Raw genomic sequence first — 18,104 nt, 5'->3', positions numbered from 1 at the left:
CTCTGATAAGGGATCAGTTGAGGGCGGCGCTGGGGGTCATGGCAACGGTTTTGGCGTTAACCGGCATACCCGGCATAAACACTTTTTGTAAGCCGTCAACGATGACGCTATCCCCAGGCTTCAGACCCTGCTTCACGATGCGTAAACCGTCGACCAGCCGCCCCGGCGTGATATCACGTCGCTGCGCTTTGCCATCTTTATCAACGATATAGACATATTTGCGGTCCTGATCGGTGAGCACCGCTTTGTCGTCGATAAGCGTAGCCTGGAACGCCGCGCTGCCCGGAAGACGCACGCGGGCAAACAGCCCCGGCGTGAACAGCCGCTGCGAGTTATCCAGCAGGGCGCGCATGCGGATGGTGCCGGTGCTCGGCGTTAACTGATTATCGAGAAAATCCACTTTGCCCTGATGGGGGTAGCCCTCCTCGCCAACCAGGCCAATCTCCACCGGAAGCGCCTGATTATTGCTGGAGGCGCTTTGCCCGCGGCGGGCGAGATTCTGATAGTGGAGGTAGGTTGACTCGTCGACGTCAAAGTAGACATACACCGTCTTCTGCGAGACCAGGGTGGTGAGCACGCTGGCGGTGTCGCCCGCCGTGACAAGATTGCCGCTGGTGATCAGCGCGCGGCTGGCGCGGCCGTCGATAGGGGCAGTCACTTTGGTGAAGTCGAGGTTAAGCTGCGCGGCATCCACCGCCGCCTGCGCGGCGCGAATATCGGCCTGCGCCTGAACCGCGGCTGACCGACGCTGCTCCCACTCTTCACGGGAGACGAGGTTGGTATGCACTAATTTATCGGTGCGGTTCGCCTCGCTTTGCGCCAGGCTGGCCTGCGTTTTGGCTCTCGCCAGCGTCGCCTGCGCCTGCTCCAGCGCGGCGCGATAGGTTCTGTCGTCTATCGTGAACAGCACTTGGCCCTTTTTCACCTCCTGGCCGTCGGTATAATTCACTTTATCAATATATCCCGAGACGCGGGGGCGGAGCTGAACGCTCTCCACCGCTTCAATGCGACCGTTAAAACTATCCCACTGACTGATCGACTTCACCAACACCTTAGCGGCGCTGACGGCCGGCGCGGGCGGCGCGGCGTTTTGTGCGACGCTGTCGTCGCAGCCGACGAGCAGAAAGGAGAGCATCATCGCGCCGAGCGCGGTCAGGTGAATGTTTCCCCAGGTTTTTTGCAGGCTCATTATTTTTATTCCAGTCATTGTAGCCGCCGGGCAAGACGCAGCCTGAGAGGCTGCGCCACTTCCTTTGTCCGGGCTGGCTTAAGGCCATTTGTGTCGATCATCGCCACAAAATTGTAACAATTTCGAATACACTATCGCGGCGATTGTAGGAAGGCGCTTAACTAAGTGCAAGAATAATTGTTGCACTTTATGTGCGATCCTCACCGGAGAAAAAAGGCGCGATCCTGGCAGGGTTTTAAATGCAACAATAAAACTTGCATTTTGTGTAAAACCAGGCCACCTTTTAATGCAACTGCTAAAGATGCTTTTAACCGGCCGCGAGGGGGAAATATGATGAACACTGGCGCCATCATTCAGGATCTGATCGACTGGATCGACAACCATCTTGATAGCCGTCTGGATATTGATACCGTTGCCCGGCGAGCCGGCTATTCGAAGTGGCACCTGCAGCGGATCTTCAAAGAACATACCGGGCACCCCCTCGGGGAGTATATCCGGGCGCAAAAGCTGCAAAAATCGGTTGAACGCTTAGCCCACAGCAACGAGCCGATCCTCAACGTGGCGATCGCCCTCGGCTTTGACTCCCAGCAGTCCTTCAACCGCAGCTTCAAGCGCCAGTATGGCCAGGCGCCCGGCGTCTGGCGCCGGAGTATCAGCCGCTCTGCCGCGCAGACATCTCGTCAGTGATCTTCATGACCGGGGAGGGTCAGTCCTTACCCGGTCCATGATCGAATTTGCTGCCTTTGCCGATGGCATAGAACTGCCCGCCTGCGACATAGTGAACGGTCCGTAGTTCGTCCGGTGCATCATCAAAGATCCAGTGTCCGTTGCGGAATACCCGGTCATCGCTCCAGGCGGCGACGATGTCGCCCATAAACAGATTGTGCTGTTGCTGGATGTCCGGGTAAGGCATCACTTTGCACACCAGCCAGCCCGCGCAGCCTGCGACAAGGGGGAGATCGAACCCTGGCTGATAAAAGAAGGGGATGGTGTCGTTTTTATCCGGCGCATCGGCATAGCTGCGCCCGCCAGCGTAGAGGACGGTTGCCATCTGGCTGACTACGGGGATCTGCACGACGAAATAGCCGCTCTTTTCCACCAGCTGACGAGTGAAGGCCTGGGTGCCGATATAGGCCACCACTTTTCGCTCGCCTGCCAACCCAACCCAGGCGGCTGACATGACATTTTCGACGCCATCATATTTTGCGGAAATCATGGTGGTGGACCCGACCTGCAATAAACGATAGGCCTTACGTAATTCGACAGCCTGAACGGACATGATTTTTCCTTTATACGTGTTATTTAATTTGTTGATTGTATGGATATTTGTTGAGGTCATGGTCATTTTCAACCCTTCATTCGTCATCCACCGTGCAACGATACGCCAGGCGATTAAGCGCAAAAAGGTGCGTAAATTGTTTTCATTATTCATAATTAACGAATAATCATGCCATCTGTCGGTAAGCTGCTCGCTACAGGAGAGAAAGAAGGTGGATCGTATCCAGGCTATGCAGATGTTTGTGCGCGTCGCGGAGGCAGGGAGCTTCGTGCGTGCCGCGGAAACCCTTTCCCTGCCAGCCTCCACTGTCACCAGTACCATTAAAAACCTTGAGAAATACCTGAAGGTGCGGCTGCTGAACCGGACCACAAGGCGGGTGAGCCTGACTCCGGAAGGGATGCAGTATCTGGCGCAGTGCCGGGAAATTCTCGCCCTCATCGAACATAGCGAATCCAGCCTGAGCGAGTCTGTGGCGCGGCCTCAGGGGCGCCTGCGGGTTGATATGCCCGCGGGCATCGCGCATTTCATCGTCATGCCCCATCTGCAAGACTTTTACCGACGTTACCCTGATATCTACCTGATGATCGGGGTCAGCGATCGGCAGGTCGATCTTATTCAGGAAGGCGTCGACTGCGTGATACGCACGGGAGAGCTGAACAACTCCAGCCTGGTGGCCCGGCCTCTGGGCCGCTTTCGCTGGGTCACCTGCGGGTCACCGGACTATCTCAGGGAATATGGCGTGCCGCCATCACCGGAGGCGCTCTCTCAGCACCGGGCCGTGCATTATTTCTCCGGCCAGGCGAGGCGGGCCGATGAGTTCCGCTTCCTTCGCCACGGCGAGACTTTTTCTGTACCCGTCAGCGGCACCGCCGCGGTGAATGAAACGGGGCTTTATATAAAAATGTGCCTGGCAGGATTTGGGCTGGCGCAGCTGGCGGAGAATATCGTTGCTGACCACCTGCGGGAGGGGAGGCTGGTGGAAGTGCTGGCGGACTGGCAGCCGCCCCCGGTACCCGTCACTTTGCTCTATCCGCACCAGCGCTTTCTCTCTCCCGCCGTGCGGGCGTTTGCTGAGTGGATGAGCGAGGTGGTTTGAGGGGATTATCGTTTCGGGAGCCCCTCATGGGAGCGCAGGGCTCCTGCAGAAATATCTGGTCTGCCGATCAATCACTCGATATTCTGTAATGCTTTGTCTTTTTTGTGAACAGGAAAAAGTATGTTTAATACGCTCCCCGATTTACACAGAAGTTTTGCAGAGCAACTGAAGCTTAAATTACAGTCTGATTCGCGGATCCACGCCCTTCTCGCCGGCGGCTCGTTTATCCATGGCGGGTTTGATCAATACTCCGATCTCGATTTCGTGGTGGTGGTCGACCCTCTCTATTATGACGAAATCATGGCTCAGCGTATGGCGTTCGCCGGAACCCTCGGCCATCTGCTACATGCTTTCACCGGGGAACACGTCGGTGAGCCTCGCCTGCTGATCTGCCTGTTTGGCCCGCAACTTCTGCATGTCGATCTGAAATTTATCACCCTGGACATGCTCACTCAGCGCGTTGAAGAGCCTGCCGTGCTATTTACCCGAGATCACGATGCTCTCGAGCGACAGCTGGCAAAATTTAGCGCGCACTGGCCGAACATGACGCCGGAGTGGTTTGAGTCCCGAGCCTGGATCTGGCTGCATTATGCCGTGGTTAAACTGGGCAGGGGCGAACTCTTCGAAGCGCTGGGGATGCTGTCCTTCTTCCGGGAACAAGTGCTGGGGCCGATGCTGTTCCGTCGCGCCAATCTACCGCAACGCGGCGTTCGCCGAATAGAAGCCCTCGGCATTGATCCCGATGGCCTGCTGACTTCCACCCTGGCAACGCACGATCGTCACTCCGTCGGGATTGCCATTCGAAGGGCTGCTGATGCTTATGTCACTCTGCGGGCTGATGCGCTGCCTGACAATATCGCAGACGATGCGGCGCGTCGGGCGGTCCTTGCCATGCTGGACGCGTATTCTGACAAGGGGTAAACCTATCACTCCGGCCGCTAACGCGACCGGAGGGTGAAAGGGTTGTGCGAGTGTCGTGGGAGGTCTAGTTCTGAGAGGGGGGGTGGGTAATTGGTAACGCTAAAACGGCCCCTGGCCCGGTTTGTTCCGCACAGCCAGACGATCAGAGTTTATCCAGTTCATGCACCGTACCTTTTGGGACTTAATCTATGAAGAGTTATCCAGAAGCCTAATTGCGGGAATCATACTGGCAGCTATAGTGGCGATGACTACCGCCATCGCTGAAACTAAGAGTACATTCCTGCCACCAAAATTTATTGCTAGCGGTCCGGCGACCGGTTCACCGACAGAAATAGCCACAAACGAACCCACTGCATCACAGGCATATACGCGAGCCAATTTCTTCTATGGAATATGCGTATCTAGCGAATGAGCCCAGGACACGCCAAACAGGCCAAAAGCGACATCGGCAATAAAAAAGCGGCTGTAAGCGTCAATGCCGATGCAAGCTGGCTGAACAGAAAAATCGGCATTGCGCAAAGTGATATCAGCATGACGCCTATAAAGCGATCTCGCCGTGACGCCATCGCAGGGCAAGGAGCGTTCTGCAATCAGGCCAGCACTTAACGTGGCAACGATAATCCCCCAATGAGTTAGTCCAAAAAGCTATCAGCAATCACTGACCCTGGTGTCTTTCCCACACTCTGTCTGGAAAAAACGCTATGACTGGTACCTGGTTGCCGGATACCGGCTAAGCAGCCATTACCAACCAGGGCCTGACTGTCTCTAAGCCCACGGCGATTTACCAGAACGACTTCATATTCAAAACACCCCTGGATATGCCCCGCCATCAATCAAAATATTTTGCCCGGTTATATAGCCAGCATTCATGCTACAAAGAAAAGCACAGCAGGCTCCAAATTCATCTGGTATACCAAAACGTCCGGCAGGAATAAGTTTTTTGCGCTCAATCTCAATGCTCTCTGATGATTTTCCCCAGCGTTGTGCATCAGTTGCCAGGGTTTGCATTAATCGCGGTGTGGAAAATGCGCCAGGGAGGAGATTATTGATAGTCACATTTTGACTGGCAAGCTCACTACTTCTGGCAAGACCGGCAATATAAGTCGTTAAACCCCCACGTGACCCATTCGATAAACTTAATGTACCCCGCGGTGCTTTAACACTCCCGGACGTAATATTAACAATACGTCCAAAGCGACGGTTTCTCATTTCGCCGAGTACAGCCTGAATTAATGCAATGGGGGTGAGCATATTCGTTTCAATCGCCTGCAACCATATTTCACGGGGCCAGTCGTGACTGCCACCGACTGGCGGCCCCCCCGCATTGGTTACTAAAATATCCACGGTGGGTGTCGCTGTCAGTACGGCATTTTGTACCTCGGGACACGTGATATCGCCTGCAATGCCTTGTATTCGTACTGCTGAGTTGATGGTCCTCAGCAAGTGCACGGCTTCATTAAGTCTATCGCTTTGCCTTGCGTTAATCGTTACATTGACGCCTTCTGACACCAACGCAGCGGCACAGGCAAAGCCTAACCCGCTGCTTGCGGCACACACCACCGCTTGTCGTCCTGTAATGCCAAGGTCCATGTTTTGCTCCTGCTAATCTCTGTCGGGGGATGATTGCTGATGGACTGACTGTGCAGTCCAGAATTGTGCGAATGCGATCAGAACAAGGCAAATCAGAGAGAGTAAGAATAAGCCCGATAAGAGACCTGAGGCTGTGCCCGTCCGCCCGCTAGCAAAAAACCACAGCACCAATGCGGCGCCAGCCATTTTGAGAGCCCCTTGCAACGCGCTTCCTGTACCGGCCAATTCGGCATGGCCGTGTAAACTGATACCCAGCAGTAAAGGTGAGGAGAGACCACATCCCAGACCTACCGCAAAGCTGTAAATCACAATGAATCCGATGGATAGCACGTTGGTAAAGTGAACAGATAAAGAAGCCAACAGCGTGAAAGCTACTAACAAGGGCAGCGAGACCATCAAAATTTTCTCCGGCGTTGCTCGTGACAAACATCGCTTAGTCAGCCAGGAGCCAATAACAATTCCGGCAGAATAAATCATGAATAAATAGCCATTTTGTGAAGAAGTGAGGTGAAATTGTGTCTGAAAAACAAAGGGACTAGCAGTAAAATACCCAATCGTAATGGAGAATAATACGGCTGAAACCACGCTATATATCATGAAGTTTAAATCACTGAATAAGATCCTAAATCCAGCAATACGCCCGCCAGGTAATGCTTTTCTGGGGGAGGTTTCAGGCAGTGTTATTTTGACGAATATAAACCCGGCAAGCATCATCAACGCTAAGGCAATGAAGTTATATTTCCATGGAAAATATTCCGTAATGTATCCGCCAATCACTGGAGCAAAAGCGGGAGAGACTTGTGAGGCCATAGAGAAAACAGCCAGGGATTTTGACAGCTCTGATTTATCCCGAAATGTATCACTGAGAATGGCCCGACTGATTACCGGGCAGCCTCCGGCACCAATCCCGGTAAATAACCGGAAGAGAGATAACATCTGGTAGCTATCAGCCGTTGAGGTCAAATAGTTACCTACGGCAGAAAAGAGCAGTGATAATAATATTACCGGGACCCGGCCGTATTTATCGGAAAGAGGGCCATAAACCAGTTGTGATACTGCAAAACCGCCCAGATACCAGACGACCAGACTCTGGGCCTGTGCGTTACTGATATTGAGAGCCGCCTTAATCGTAGGCAATGCTGGGTTATACAGGTCAATAGAGAATAAACCCAGAATAAGTATAATACAGGAGTTGGTTATAATTAATCGAGAAGCCATTTCCTCATACCTTCTAAATAAGTGGATGCGCTTTAACACGACGGTTATATTCAGTATTAGGTGTTGCATGATAATTATCGCATTTTACTTCAATCAAAAAAGGGGTCTGCTTGCGCATAATGTCCGCAATCATTCCTTCTAACTCTTCTGGAGATTGAACAGAAATTGCCTCGATACCAAAACTTTTGGCTAAAAGACACCAATCATAATCAGGAATATCGGTAAGATCTGCCTGGTTTTCTTTGTTATTAAAATAACTGGCGGCATAGGAGGCGTTATTGAAGACGACAAAAAGTACATTTCGCTGATACTTCGCGGCCGTCGCTAGCTCCATTCCTTGCATTAACATGCACCCGTCCCCGGTAATAACCATGCATTTTCGGTCGGGAGCGGCAAAACTGGCCCCGATGCCTGCTGGAATACTCCATCCCATTGGTCCCAGCGTTGTGGCAGAAAGGTAAGCATCAGGAGTACGAGAAACCCAGTAATGTCCAAAAAAAGAACGATGTGCGCCAGAGTCAACGCTGACGATGCCATTGTCAGGAAAATGAGTCTGCAGAAGGCCAACATAAGAAGCTGGGTGGCGGCTTTCGTCACCGATCGGCATGCAGCGTGAGGTCGTCATAAGCCGTTGCACCCAAGGTTCACGGACGTTGCGACCCTCTGCCAAAATAGGATGGTAATATTCGCTCAGCGCATCAAGAAATGCGCTACTGTCAGCGACAACGCCGCAAGTCACATCCATGAATTTGCCAAGGTAGTCTGCGTTGATATCAACTTGAATCACTCCCCCTGGGGGCTGGAGGTCGGGTGACCAGATCATCGTGCTCCACTGTGTCATATCCATACCGAGTAAAATAACGCCATCGAGTTCACCATCTTTTAAGGCTTCAATGGCGCGAGGATGCCCCGAATAACCATATACCCCCAGTGCAAGCGGATGATCTTCAGGAAAAAGCCCTTTTGCGCTCAGCGTAGTCGCGACGGGAAAACCGTAAGCTTCGGCAAAATCTATCAGCGCTCTGCTGGTTTCAGGTGTCTTGCCTCTCAGGCCCGCGAGAATGATGCAGCGTTGATTATTGGCGAGAAAAGTTTCAAATGCCGAACTGCGCATTTTAATCAGATCCACTGGCTTTCTTTGCCAGCTATCACTGACGCTATCGGTAATCTCGCCACGGTAGGCGTCAACGCTGGTGAGGACTTCTTTACTGACTCCAAGATAGACAGGGCCACGTTCCGCACCTTTCAACGCCCGTAACGACTCCCGAAGAAAGAGACTCAGCGGTTGCCCTTCTTTAACTTCGTAAGCAGCCCGGGTGACTGGCGCAAAAATATCACGTTGATTAATACCGGATTGTGTACTGTCCTGAAGAACGTTACGCATTTCCATCCCGGAGGCAATTTGCCCGGCTAGCAGTAAAACTGGAAAATTATCCGTATAAGCTGAAGCGATACCGGTGAGGGTATTCGTGACCCCGGGGCCACCGATGACCAGACAAACTCCAAAAGCACTGGAGACGCGAGCATAGCCTTCAGCCATATATGCGGCTCCTGTTTCACATGCTGTCACGATAGGGACAGGGAATTCGTCAGATCCGGCCTGGACATCCCGTGGGTAACACCGCATAAAGGCGTTGATCAATTTACCCGGCACCATAAAAAGGTGTGAGGCATCGAGTTGTTTCAATTGACGTAAAATCCATGCCGCTCCTGTTTCGTTCCTTTTAGAAATATGATTTGCCATACGTTATAAACCTATAAAGTGAATGTTTTGCCGCGTCATGCGAGACAGAGAATCCTGATGAAATGAGGTAGGGAATACCACGTTGGGCATATCCGCAAAATAGGGTTTAGGGCTTTTTGGAAGGTAATCGGAAACATGCATACTTCGTTCTGCACGCGCTCGAAGGTATTCAAGATAAGGGCCGTTATGATCTTGAGAAGCGCTGACAGTCCATTGTAAAGCGAGTTTAGTGCTGTCCGGTGCCTTATCCGGATAGGTGCTTCTATGGGTAATACGATTATCCCAAAGCACTAAGTCTCCGGCTTTGCTCATAACAATTTTTTCGTATTCCTGCGAATCTTTCAGCATATTTTCAATGACATCTTTATCAAGTCGATGGCTGGAGGGTATTAACGTTATGCCACCTCCCAGTTCAGGATCATTATCTTGTAAGTAAATGGCACATTGCATGAATTGTAAGGGAGATTCTGCGTTAATCACTTCCTGAGGAAGAAAGTAGGCGTCATTATGCCAGGGAATATACACGCTCTCGCGAATAGTAAAATTTGGGAAAAGCGAGAAGTTACGCCCAAAGAGTTCGCGAATTGCTGAAGTTATGTTTTCTTTCAATAACACATTGAAAATAGCAGGTTGATTTAAAATGTCCGTAGGCAACAACGTCGATAACCCTGAGCTTTCGGAGAGATGTTTATAACAGTCACGAATTGTTTGGATTTCATCGCTTCCAATTGCCTGCGGAATGACAACATAGCCGTGCTGATGCATCTGCGCAATCATATTCATATTTTCCTCTCGACTAAGGGGGTCCCTCCCCGAACTAAATTAAATGGCTTCTTCTTTTTGCGGGATTTTTTCTTCAAATCTGACGCCCAATTGCTGGAATTCTTTAAAGAAGTCAGGGAAGGAGCAATGAACGTCTTCATACCCGTCCAGGCGATTAGCCTGCTTACAACGCAATGAGGCGACAAACAGTGACATGAATATGCGATGATCTCCCCAGCTGGAGAGTGAGCAATCACCGTTATAGTTGGCTGCACCCTGAATATCAAACCCATCATAAATGTCATTTTTATACAGAGGAGTGATATTTACTCCCAGCTTACTTAATTCACTCACCATCGCCTTAATACGTGGAGACTTATGCAGGCGAGTAATTGAACCACCTGTAATGCGGAAATTCCCATCGACAAAACTCCCGAGTGCAGCCAACGTCGGTACAATATTTGGGCAGTCACTCACATCGAACGCGAAGTTACCGCGTAAACGACCTGTCTTATTAATAAGACGTAATTCGTTTTGTTCATCATTTCGGATAACTTGCAGCCCCATTTTTTCGACAAAATTAAGGATTGCCTGCTCACCTTGTAAGCTGTGACTGTTGATATTTTTAAGTGTTAGGTCACACGGGAACAAGGTTGAAGCAGCCACTAAATAGGAACAAGAGGTATAGTCCCCGGTGATCGTATATTCAGCAGGACGATATTCACCGGGGAAAACTGTGATCTCGGAAAGGTCCGCATTATGTGAGAAATGAATTCCAGCAGCTTTTAGCGTTGCGAGTGTCTGACGGATATAAGACAGAGAAAGAATCTCGCCTGTGATACGTAGCGTGGTACTGTGTTGAGCCAGCGGAGCGGCGAACAGGATTGCAGTGATAAATTGTGAGCTGATATTGCCCGCGATTTCACATTCACCTCCTGCATAACCTCCCCAATTAACAAAGGGGGCTTTACCATTCATATTGATACTGGAAACATTTCCTCCCAGTATGTTAATGGCATCCAGCAATGGTTCCATCACACGCGTTCTAAGAATGGTGTCACCGGTAATAACAGCCGGTTTATTGCTAAAGCATGTCAGAGCAGTCAACACGCGGAATACCAAACCTGAGCCCAGTGCATCAATGACTTTTTCTTCCGGAGATATTTTACCACCGGTTCCATAAATAATAAGACGACCAGGCTCTTCGATAATTTTTGCACCAATGCTTCGGCATGCATCTTTCATGGTACTGGTCTCCAGACAACGAAGATCGTTGTAGATAACAGACTTACCATTAGCCAATGTTGCAGCAAGTATTGCTCTCTGAGTCTCAGGTTTTGACGATGGTATCCAGGCTGAATGCAGAATATGGTTTGTCGGTTCCACCACCAGATAGTTAACTGACGACATGATATCTCCTTGCATAATAATATTGCTGACAAGCAAAATGCTCGCCAGATTTTGTAAGATTAAGATAAGGACTGCGTCGATAGTGAATAGGGCTGTTTTCTTACACCTCTCTCCTTTTTCAATGTCTATAGCATGCAGGCTTGTTGTTTAACCAGAGATTCGGCTGTAAGCCTGCCCCAATGCATGTTTTTACCTGCCATTGATACTGGTAAGAAAACATAACATCACTTTTTATTTACTGTTTGGTATATCTATGTAAATTTACATTTATTTAGCAATGTGGTAATTAACTTATTGATTTAAATGGATAAATAATATGTGTAATTTTGTGTAAATTGTAATTAAAATGTTAACGGCGATAAAAAGTATACTATAGAGTAAATGTATGAATGATCAGTTCATTGAGTATGATTTCATGGCTGCAGAAGGAGCCGAGACGGGGGAGTCATCGCCATTCTTATTCTGTTTGCACCCTGCAGGCGGGGTAGGCGTTGTGCTATATATGTGTCCTCCCCGTGAAAATGTCAGCTGTACCTGAACATATGTTTACTATTGAAATGATGACGTTGAAAACAGGAGGAAAAGTGTCAGTCCAGTTTGAAGAGTGGCATCACTGTGCGGGCCTGGCCCTTGTTTTGCTTGTAAATTGGCACAGGTAACCTGTTTTCCTATATACTAAAAATATCGCAATAATCACAGTAACCGTACGGATATGCAGTAATGAAACCAAAATATCATGAAATTATTAATTTATCGTCTCAATTTTTTAATCGAGAAGGTTTCCTTAATCCTAGTATCGATCGTATTGCAGAAGCGGCTGGCATCTCAAAAATGACTTTTTATCGTTATTTTGAAGATAAAGAAGCACTGATTAAGGCTGTTCTCGAAGAGAAACATAATACGTTCATACTGGAGCTGAAATCTTTAATTGCGGAAAAAGAAACAGCCAAAGATAAGCTATTCACAATATTTGATTTTTATCAAAATTGGTTTGCCAGAGAAAGTTTTCATGGTTGTATGTTCACTCGGGCAGTTGTTGAACTCGGAAATACAATGCCAGCCTTGAAGAGCATTACCTTTGATTTTAAGAGCGGTCTATATCGGCTAATACAGGAGATTTTACTGGATTATTTTAGCCCAATAAAATCTGAGAGAGTCGCTTTTGTCATTCTGATGTTGATCGATGGTGCGATATCCGTTAGTCAGACAATGGATAAAGAGATTCGCGAGTTCCCTCCGGCCATGTCTGCATGGGCAGCAGCCAAAACTATAATTGCTGCTGAAAAAGGGGATTAATAACAAAATGCTCCAGGTGGTATGCATACTTAAACGATGACTTACGGGCACGGCACAAGGATCCGTAGCGTAAAATTATCCAAAAATTAACAATAATGATACTATCACGTAACATTTGTGTTGCGTGATGGAGGTAATGGCGATAGAGTGAAAATCCCATCACAACGAAGGTTTTGAAACGATGAGCCTGGATGAATATTTACCGACGATTAACAGCAAAGATGCCGGACGAGAGGACAATGGTTGCCTCGATGAGCTTTTCTTCAGTCTGATTGAATCGACAGCGTTGCATCTGGATGTAGCAGGCAAAGAAGGACCATTTGAGCAGTTAGTTGCCTTAGCAAAAAAACGGTGCGATGAGGCGTTTATCTTCCGGTCTACTGAGGCATTACGTCAAATTCATCAGACACTTTTTTACTCTTATCGGGCAAATTTGGCCGAGCCCCTCTCTAATTTTAGCCTGAATCAATACCATCCAGTATTGCTGCATGTACGTCACTTACTTGAATCACGCTGGCTTGATTCAGAAACAAAACGCTGCCCTCCATGTTTAAATACTTTAACGCCTGATAATATCGGCGCTGAAATAAAAAAATTATGGCGCTGTCACAAGGTATCTGAACATCCTCTTTTTGATTTTCTTGAAAGTGAGGCGAATAATCAGCAGTTGTATTATTTTTTTAAAAGTGACAGTGCATTAAATCTCCTTTTTTTTGATTTAGTAGCGATGACTCTGGTTGGATCTGTTCCCGAAACGCGTGGTGAAATAAGTCAAAATTTGTGGGATGAAATTGGCCAGGGCAGTAATGACTTTACGCACGTCAATCTATATAAAGACCTCCTTAAAAGACGGGACATCGATTTACCTGAAGACCACTTCAGCCATCTCTATGACTGGCAAGGTTTGGCCGGACATAACCTCTTTATGATGGGAGGCGTCACTCGTCGTCATTATTATAAATTGGTTGGTATGATGGCTATGACAGAACTTCTCGACCCGTCACAATATAAAAAATTGGTCAATGGAAGTCACCGCCTGGGACTTTCTGAACGTGATGTCTATTATTACGCGGAACATATTAGAGTCGATATTGGTCATGCAGATGGCTGGCTTAATAAGGTCATCGAGCCTGTCGCTCGTCGTAACCCAGAGTCGCTCGAAGAAATCTACTTTGGCGCGCAGCTCCGTCTGCAAACGTGCCAGGATTACTACGATAATTTGCTGGATACGTTGCGCAGAATTTAAGTGCGTCTCTCCGGCAAGCTGCAGTATGCCGGAGTTAAATTTTCATACTCGTGATCTCCTCCGCCTTTAGCCTGTCGCGTAATGTGTTGATCTGCAATAGGTCGATGCTGCCAGGGGTTTCCATAGATCCAATTTCCTCAATTTGATACTGATGACGGTCATACATGTTACTGGTGAGTCCCTGATCTCTTTGCCATGTACACAGAAACGTCTGCCCAACGGGGGAATTGAAAGAACCGAAAACTGTACTGAGTGGTAAGATTTATGCTTTGTGATAGCGTGGATTGGCAGTTCATTTGGCATTAATTTTATCAGCAGTAACGATATTGCGTAAGGGTATTTGTTTATCATATTGATTTTATTTGATATATTCATGTGTATTTTTGGTTAAAAAATTGTTGACCATTTGTTTTTGGTGGTGTAGGTTTTGTTACTAGTTGGTAACTTTTAGCTGTCGGATATACTGGTATTTTCCAATTGTTGGCTGAAGAGTAAAAGCTCAGTAATAGAAGTTGAGCGTTTACAAAAGAATTTATCTGCAATCAGCCTGGTTCAATGAAGGTTTAAACAAACAACTTTTAGCAAGGGGGAGTAGAATGACAGACGCTGCTGATATTAAATTTTACCATGACAATGGTTATGTGCTGGTAAAAAAACTTTTTGGTCAAGATAAAATCACGAAGGGACTTATAGCAATTGATGAAATATTATTACGTAATGATGCCGATAAAAATTCTGAGAAAGAGCCAAAAGATAGCACCGTTGTGAGACGTATCTGGTCTCCGACACAAAAACATGAAACATTTGTGGAATTGGCAGAGGATAAACAGTTACTTGATGTTGTGCAGAGTTTAATTGGTGAAAACATCTTATTTCATTACAGCAAGCTGAATATGAAAGGCCCACGGGTTGGAAGTATAGTGGAATGGCACCAGGATTTTTCATATTACCCACACACCAATACTGACTTATTAACGGCCTTGATTTTTCTGGATGATGCAAATAAAGAGAACGGTTGCTTGCGGGTTATTCCTGGCTCTCATAGAAAAGGTCTTTTATCGCATGATATTGACGGGTTCTTTCGGGGGAAACTCTCTGATATTGATGAAGATGATGCAGTTTATATAGAGGCGGAAGCGGGTGATGTGCTATTTCTTCACTGCCTCTGCATGCATGCCTCTGCGGTGAACAGCTCACCTGTTCCGCGGCGTACCTTTCTACCTGCATATCGTAGTGCTGATGCTTTTCCAATCTATTTCGGCCCCCACGCAGCACATAACGAGGCAGGGATAAAACTACTTCGTGGACAGGTATCGAGACAGGCTAGAGTTGATAGTGGCATTCACTACTTACCTATTGCCAGATCCGAATTTGGTTCTATTTATGAGGTGCAAGAAGGATCTCACGAAAGTAAGTCTGTTGATGCAATGAAAAAATCAGGTTACGCTGTCTAACATGCAAAAAAACGCTGAGGTTACTTATAAATGGCGATTGTCATTAGTCGCCATTTCTATTGTTATCTGTATGGCGACAATAGATACCGCTATAGTCAATACGGCGCTTCCTGTTATTTCACGGGAACTAGGTTCAAATCCTTCCAGCGCAGTATGGATTATTAATGCATATCAAATGATTATGATATCTATGCTACTGCCCTTAGCTTCGCTTGGCGAAGTTATTGGATATCGTAGAGTATATATAACTGGGCTTAGCGTCTTTCTTGTCTCATCATTAATGTGTGGTCTGTCAAATAGTCTGTTTTTTTTGATACTGTCACGTTCATTGCAAGGATTCGGCGCGGCAGCGATTATGAGTGTTAATACCGCACTTATTAAATTCATCTACCCCCCAAATAAACTGGGTCAAGGGTTAGGTTTTAATGCACTTATTGTTGCTGTTTCGTTCACTATCTCGCCATTGATTTCTGCTGCGATTTTATCCATTGCTCGCTGGGAATGGCTGTTTTTTATTAATATTCCTGTTGGTTGTATGGCTCTGATACTCTCAGCTATTTATTTGCCTAAGGAGCAACACAACGACCATTTGCCAGTAACGAAATTTGATTGGTTCGCAGCAATGCTTTGCTTTCTGTTATTTTTATTCTTTATTCTGGGGTTTGGAGAGCTAACGCATCAAGGGTATTGGCCGGTGGTATTACTTGAGTGGTCAGTCACCCTTGTTTTTTCCATCCTACTGGCATACAAACAATCAACGCATCCCTCACCCATATTAGCTATCGACCTGCTGCAGTCTGCTAACCTTCTACTCTCTTCTCTTACTTCAATATGTGCTTTTACCGTACAGGGGTTAGCATTTGTTTCATTGCCATTTCTGTTTCTAACGGTATTACATAAAAATCAAATTGAGACAGGGTTACTTATCACCCCCTGGTCTGCGATGGTCGCGGTTATGGCACCAATTGCAGGGCGACTTTCTGACCGTTATAAAAGTGAAATTCTCAGCGGTGCCGGTCTACTTATTCTGATGGGAGGAATGGTCTCTCTCGCAATGGTATCAGACTCCTCCTTTATGTTTGGCACAGGAGTCAAAATGGCGATTTGTGGCATTGGATTCGGCTTGTTTCAGTCACCGAACCTGCGGGCTATAATGGGCTCCGTACCAGCCGCCAGAAGTGGAAGCGCAAGCGGTATTGTCGCTATATCCCGATTGCTTGGTCAAACGTTTGGCGCTGGGCTTGTCGCACTGTGCCTAAGTATATTTCCAGGCAAAAACATAACAATTGTACTCTGGATAGGCGGTGGTGTTGCAATGGGTGGGTTTATTATTTGTACTCTCCGCTGGGTGCTTAGCCTAAATCATGAGGCGATAAAATAAAGCCAACAACTTTGATACTCATCATGAATTTTTTGGGGGCGGCATGAATTTTGTATTAATACCAGGGTTTATGACTGACCGGGCCTTATGGCGCGATATGGAAGAGAGTATTCGTTCCCTGGGTGAAATTATCTATGGTGATTTATCCTATGGACAGAGCCTACAAGAAATGGCGCTGAGTAATATTTCTGTATTACCAGATCGGTTTATTTTGGTTGGATTTTCTTTAGGCGGCTATGTTGCGCGCTGGATAGCATCGCTGGTCCCGGAAAGGATTGATGCAATGATATTGATTGCCTCTTCAAATAAACCCGATGACGTTAATCTCATGACGGCGAAACACCTGACAGCAAAAATGGTCAATACCGTATCTTTTGGCGGTCTGAGTACGGCGACGATACGCTCATCGCTGCATGAATCAAATAAAAAGAATACGACGCTAATTGAGTTTATTCGTTCGATGAGCCTGAGATTAGGTCCGGATGTTTTTGTTCGACAATTGCAGTTACAGCGTAACAGCCCAGTCAGTTTGACAGGAACTGTTAATTTTCCCGTATTGATAGTGGCTTCTGCCAGTGACGAGCTCAGAACACTCTCTGAGGCTGAGGCGCTGCATTCTGACTATCCTGCATCAGTATTACATGTTATTGAGAATGCTGGCCATATGCTGCCTCTTGAACAACCTGACAAACTAATGCAGATAATAAAAGAGTGGCTTCACGATACGGGGATAATCTAACTGAGGCGTGCTTTGGATTTGCAGGAAAAATGCTGGACAAGTGGGGATATGTACGGGGGGCCGTATAGACTTTCCCGGCCGGGATCACTGACGGACAATGCCATAGTGGAGTCGTTGAATGGCAGGCTGCGACAGGAATGTCTGAACGAGAACGGGTTCATGTCTCTGGAGGATGCACGGTGCAAAATAAAGGCCTGGCGCATACACTATTATAACCAGAGGCGTCCCCATTCTGCACTGGGCTGGATGACGTCATCCGAATTCGCTGAGAAGACTGCCGGTTAGCAGAATATACAGCCAACATGAAGCCGGTAATTCCTGACTACAACTGGATCATATTCGGGGTCAGGCTCATATGAAGACATAACTAATATCGATGTGCATTAATCAACGGAGTGCAGGTCAAAAGGGTAAGCAGCGATACTTTGTTTAGTTCTCTGCTTTGTTAAATGTCGATGATAACGGAACTGCCAGAGTTTGCTTCCACTGGACTTGATAATCAACGTCAACCCAGCATCATCATACAGCTGGTAATCGGCATCTTTAGGTTTGGCGGCTTTGATTTCCGTATCGGTTAACGGCTTGGTTTTTCTTGCCATGGGGAGTCTCCATGCGTTTAGGCCCAACGAAAACAATAGAGCTTTTCGTTGGGCCTATCAATGGGCCTAAAAGGTTCGGATTTAATGAGTTTTCTTCGGACTTCGCGGGACAAATTGCAGATACAAAAAAGCCCGCAGGGCTTGCGCCGTGCGGGCTCTTAGGACTTCATCGGATGACTC

General features: G+C 47.6%; 15 protein-coding genes and 3 pseudogenes. 9 read left to right on the top strand and 9 right to left on the bottom strand.

Annotated elements, in window-relative coordinates:
• Positions 1-13 precede the first annotated feature (13 nt).
• Positions 14-1,189, bottom strand: coding sequence for a multidrug efflux RND transporter periplasmic adaptor subunit OqxA (gene oqxA / locus ABLV64_RS13490; protein WP_004205764.1), 1,176 nt, complete (start codon positions 1,187-1,189; stop codon positions 14-16).
• 333 nt (positions 1,190-1,522) lie between these two features.
• Between oqxA and ABLV64_RS13485 the strand changes: the two genes are divergently transcribed.
• The gene (locus ABLV64_RS13485) at positions 1,523-1,876 is read left to right on the top strand and encodes a helix-turn-helix domain-containing protein (RefSeq protein ID WP_004205765.1); all 354 of its coding nucleotides are present in this window, start codon (positions 1,523-1,525) and stop codon (positions 1,874-1,876) included.
• A gap of 19 nt (positions 1,877-1,895) precedes the next feature.
• On the opposite strand, the gene ABLV64_RS13480 is transcribed toward ABLV64_RS13485, so the two are convergent.
• Complete coding sequence (locus ABLV64_RS13480) at positions 1,896-2,468, bottom strand: flavin reductase family protein (RefSeq protein WP_004205767.1); 573 nt, start codon at positions 2,466-2,468, stop codon at positions 1,896-1,898.
• Between the two features lie 211 nt (positions 2,469-2,679).
• On the opposite strand from ABLV64_RS13480, the gene ABLV64_RS13475 reads away from it, so the two are divergent.
• Both ABLV64_RS13475 and ABLV64_RS13470 read left to right on the top strand, forming a co-directional pair.
• The gene (locus tag ABLV64_RS13475; protein WP_004205768.1) at positions 2,680-3,564 is read left to right on the top strand and encodes a LysR family transcriptional regulator; all 885 of its coding nucleotides are present in this window, start codon (positions 2,680-2,682) and stop codon (positions 3,562-3,564) included.
• A gap of 120 nt (positions 3,565-3,684) precedes the next feature.
• The gene (locus ABLV64_RS13470) at positions 3,685-4,485 is read left to right on the top strand and encodes a hypothetical protein (RefSeq protein ID WP_004205770.1); all 801 of its coding nucleotides are present in this window, start codon (positions 3,685-3,687) and stop codon (positions 4,483-4,485) included.
• Positions 4,486-4,671: 186 nt separating this feature from the next.
• On the opposite strand, the pseudogene ABLV64_RS13465 reads toward ABLV64_RS13470, so the two are convergent.
• The 6 genes and pseudogenes from ABLV64_RS13465 to aroA all read right to left on the bottom strand — a co-directional run.
• Positions 4,672-5,150, bottom strand: a pseudogene (locus ABLV64_RS13465) (MFS transporter); the annotation flags it as partial.
• A gap of 136 nt (positions 5,151-5,286) precedes the next feature.
• Entirely contained in the window at positions 5,287-6,075 is a 789-nt protein-coding gene (locus ABLV64_RS13460) for an SDR family oxidoreductase (protein WP_348843346.1), read from the bottom strand.
• Between the two features lie 12 nt (positions 6,076-6,087).
• Positions 6,088-7,293, bottom strand: coding sequence for a multidrug effflux MFS transporter (locus ABLV64_RS13455; RefSeq protein WP_004205773.1), 1,206 nt, complete (start codon positions 7,291-7,293; stop codon positions 6,088-6,090).
• A gap of 13 nt (positions 7,294-7,306) precedes the next feature.
• On the bottom strand, positions 7,307-9,037 hold the full coding sequence (locus ABLV64_RS13450) for a thiamine pyrophosphate-binding protein (RefSeq protein WP_032426134.1): 1,731 nt from the start codon (positions 9,035-9,037) through the stop codon (positions 7,307-7,309).
• A gap of 3 nt (positions 9,038-9,040) precedes the next feature.
• Entirely contained in the window at positions 9,041-9,820 is a 780-nt protein-coding gene (locus ABLV64_RS13445) for a phytanoyl-CoA dioxygenase family protein (protein ID WP_101839409.1), read from the bottom strand.
• A 39-nt stretch (positions 9,821-9,859) separates the two neighbouring features.
• Positions 9,860-11,209: a 3-phosphoshikimate 1-carboxyvinyltransferase gene (aroA, locus tag ABLV64_RS13440; RefSeq protein WP_032426136.1), complete on the bottom strand. Its 1,350-nt coding sequence runs from the start codon at positions 11,207-11,209 to the stop codon at positions 9,860-9,862.
• A 720-nt stretch (positions 11,210-11,929) separates the two neighbouring features.
• On the opposite strand from aroA, the gene ABLV64_RS13435 reads away from it, so the two are divergent.
• From ABLV64_RS13435 to ABLV64_RS13410, 6 genes and pseudogenes are all read left to right on the top strand, one after another.
• On the top strand, positions 11,930-12,505 hold the full coding sequence (locus ABLV64_RS13435; protein WP_004205780.1) for a TetR/AcrR family transcriptional regulator: 576 nt from the start codon (positions 11,930-11,932) through the stop codon (positions 12,503-12,505).
• Between the two features lie 181 nt (positions 12,506-12,686).
• Positions 12,687-13,751 (top strand): iron-containing redox enzyme family protein, encoded by a 1,065-nt coding sequence (locus tag ABLV64_RS13430; protein WP_004205781.1) that lies wholly within the window; start codon positions 12,687-12,689, stop codon positions 13,749-13,751.
• A gap of 596 nt (positions 13,752-14,347) precedes the next feature.
• On the top strand, positions 14,348-15,205 hold the full coding sequence (locus tag ABLV64_RS13425) for a phytanoyl-CoA dioxygenase family protein (RefSeq protein WP_004205782.1): 858 nt from the start codon (positions 14,348-14,350) through the stop codon (positions 15,203-15,205).
• 1 nt (position 15,206) lies between these two features.
• Positions 15,207-16,586: an MFS transporter gene (locus tag ABLV64_RS13420; protein WP_217324738.1), complete on the top strand. Its 1,380-nt coding sequence runs from the start codon at positions 15,207-15,209 to the stop codon at positions 16,584-16,586.
• Between the two features lie 43 nt (positions 16,587-16,629).
• The gene (locus tag ABLV64_RS13415; protein WP_049003964.1) at positions 16,630-17,325 is read left to right on the top strand and encodes an alpha/beta hydrolase; all 696 of its coding nucleotides are present in this window, start codon (positions 16,630-16,632) and stop codon (positions 17,323-17,325) included.
• Between the two features lie 72 nt (positions 17,326-17,397).
• Positions 17,398-17,610 (top strand): annotated as a pseudogene (locus ABLV64_RS13410) (transposase); the annotation flags it as partial.
• Positions 17,611-17,732: 122 nt separating this feature from the next.
• Here the strand turns inward: ABLV64_RS13410 and ABLV64_RS13405 are convergent.
• Positions 17,733-17,924: pseudogene (locus tag ABLV64_RS13405) on the bottom strand (integrase arm-type DNA-binding domain-containing protein); the annotation flags it as partial.
• Positions 17,925-18,104: the final 180 nt, after the last annotated feature.

It is taken from the genome of Klebsiella sp. JB_Kp031, assembly GCF_040064295.1.
GTDB classification, from domain to species: Bacteria; Pseudomonadota; Gammaproteobacteria; order Enterobacterales; family Enterobacteriaceae; genus Klebsiella; species Klebsiella quasipneumoniae.
This window is presented reverse-complemented; position numbering and strand designations above follow the sequence as displayed.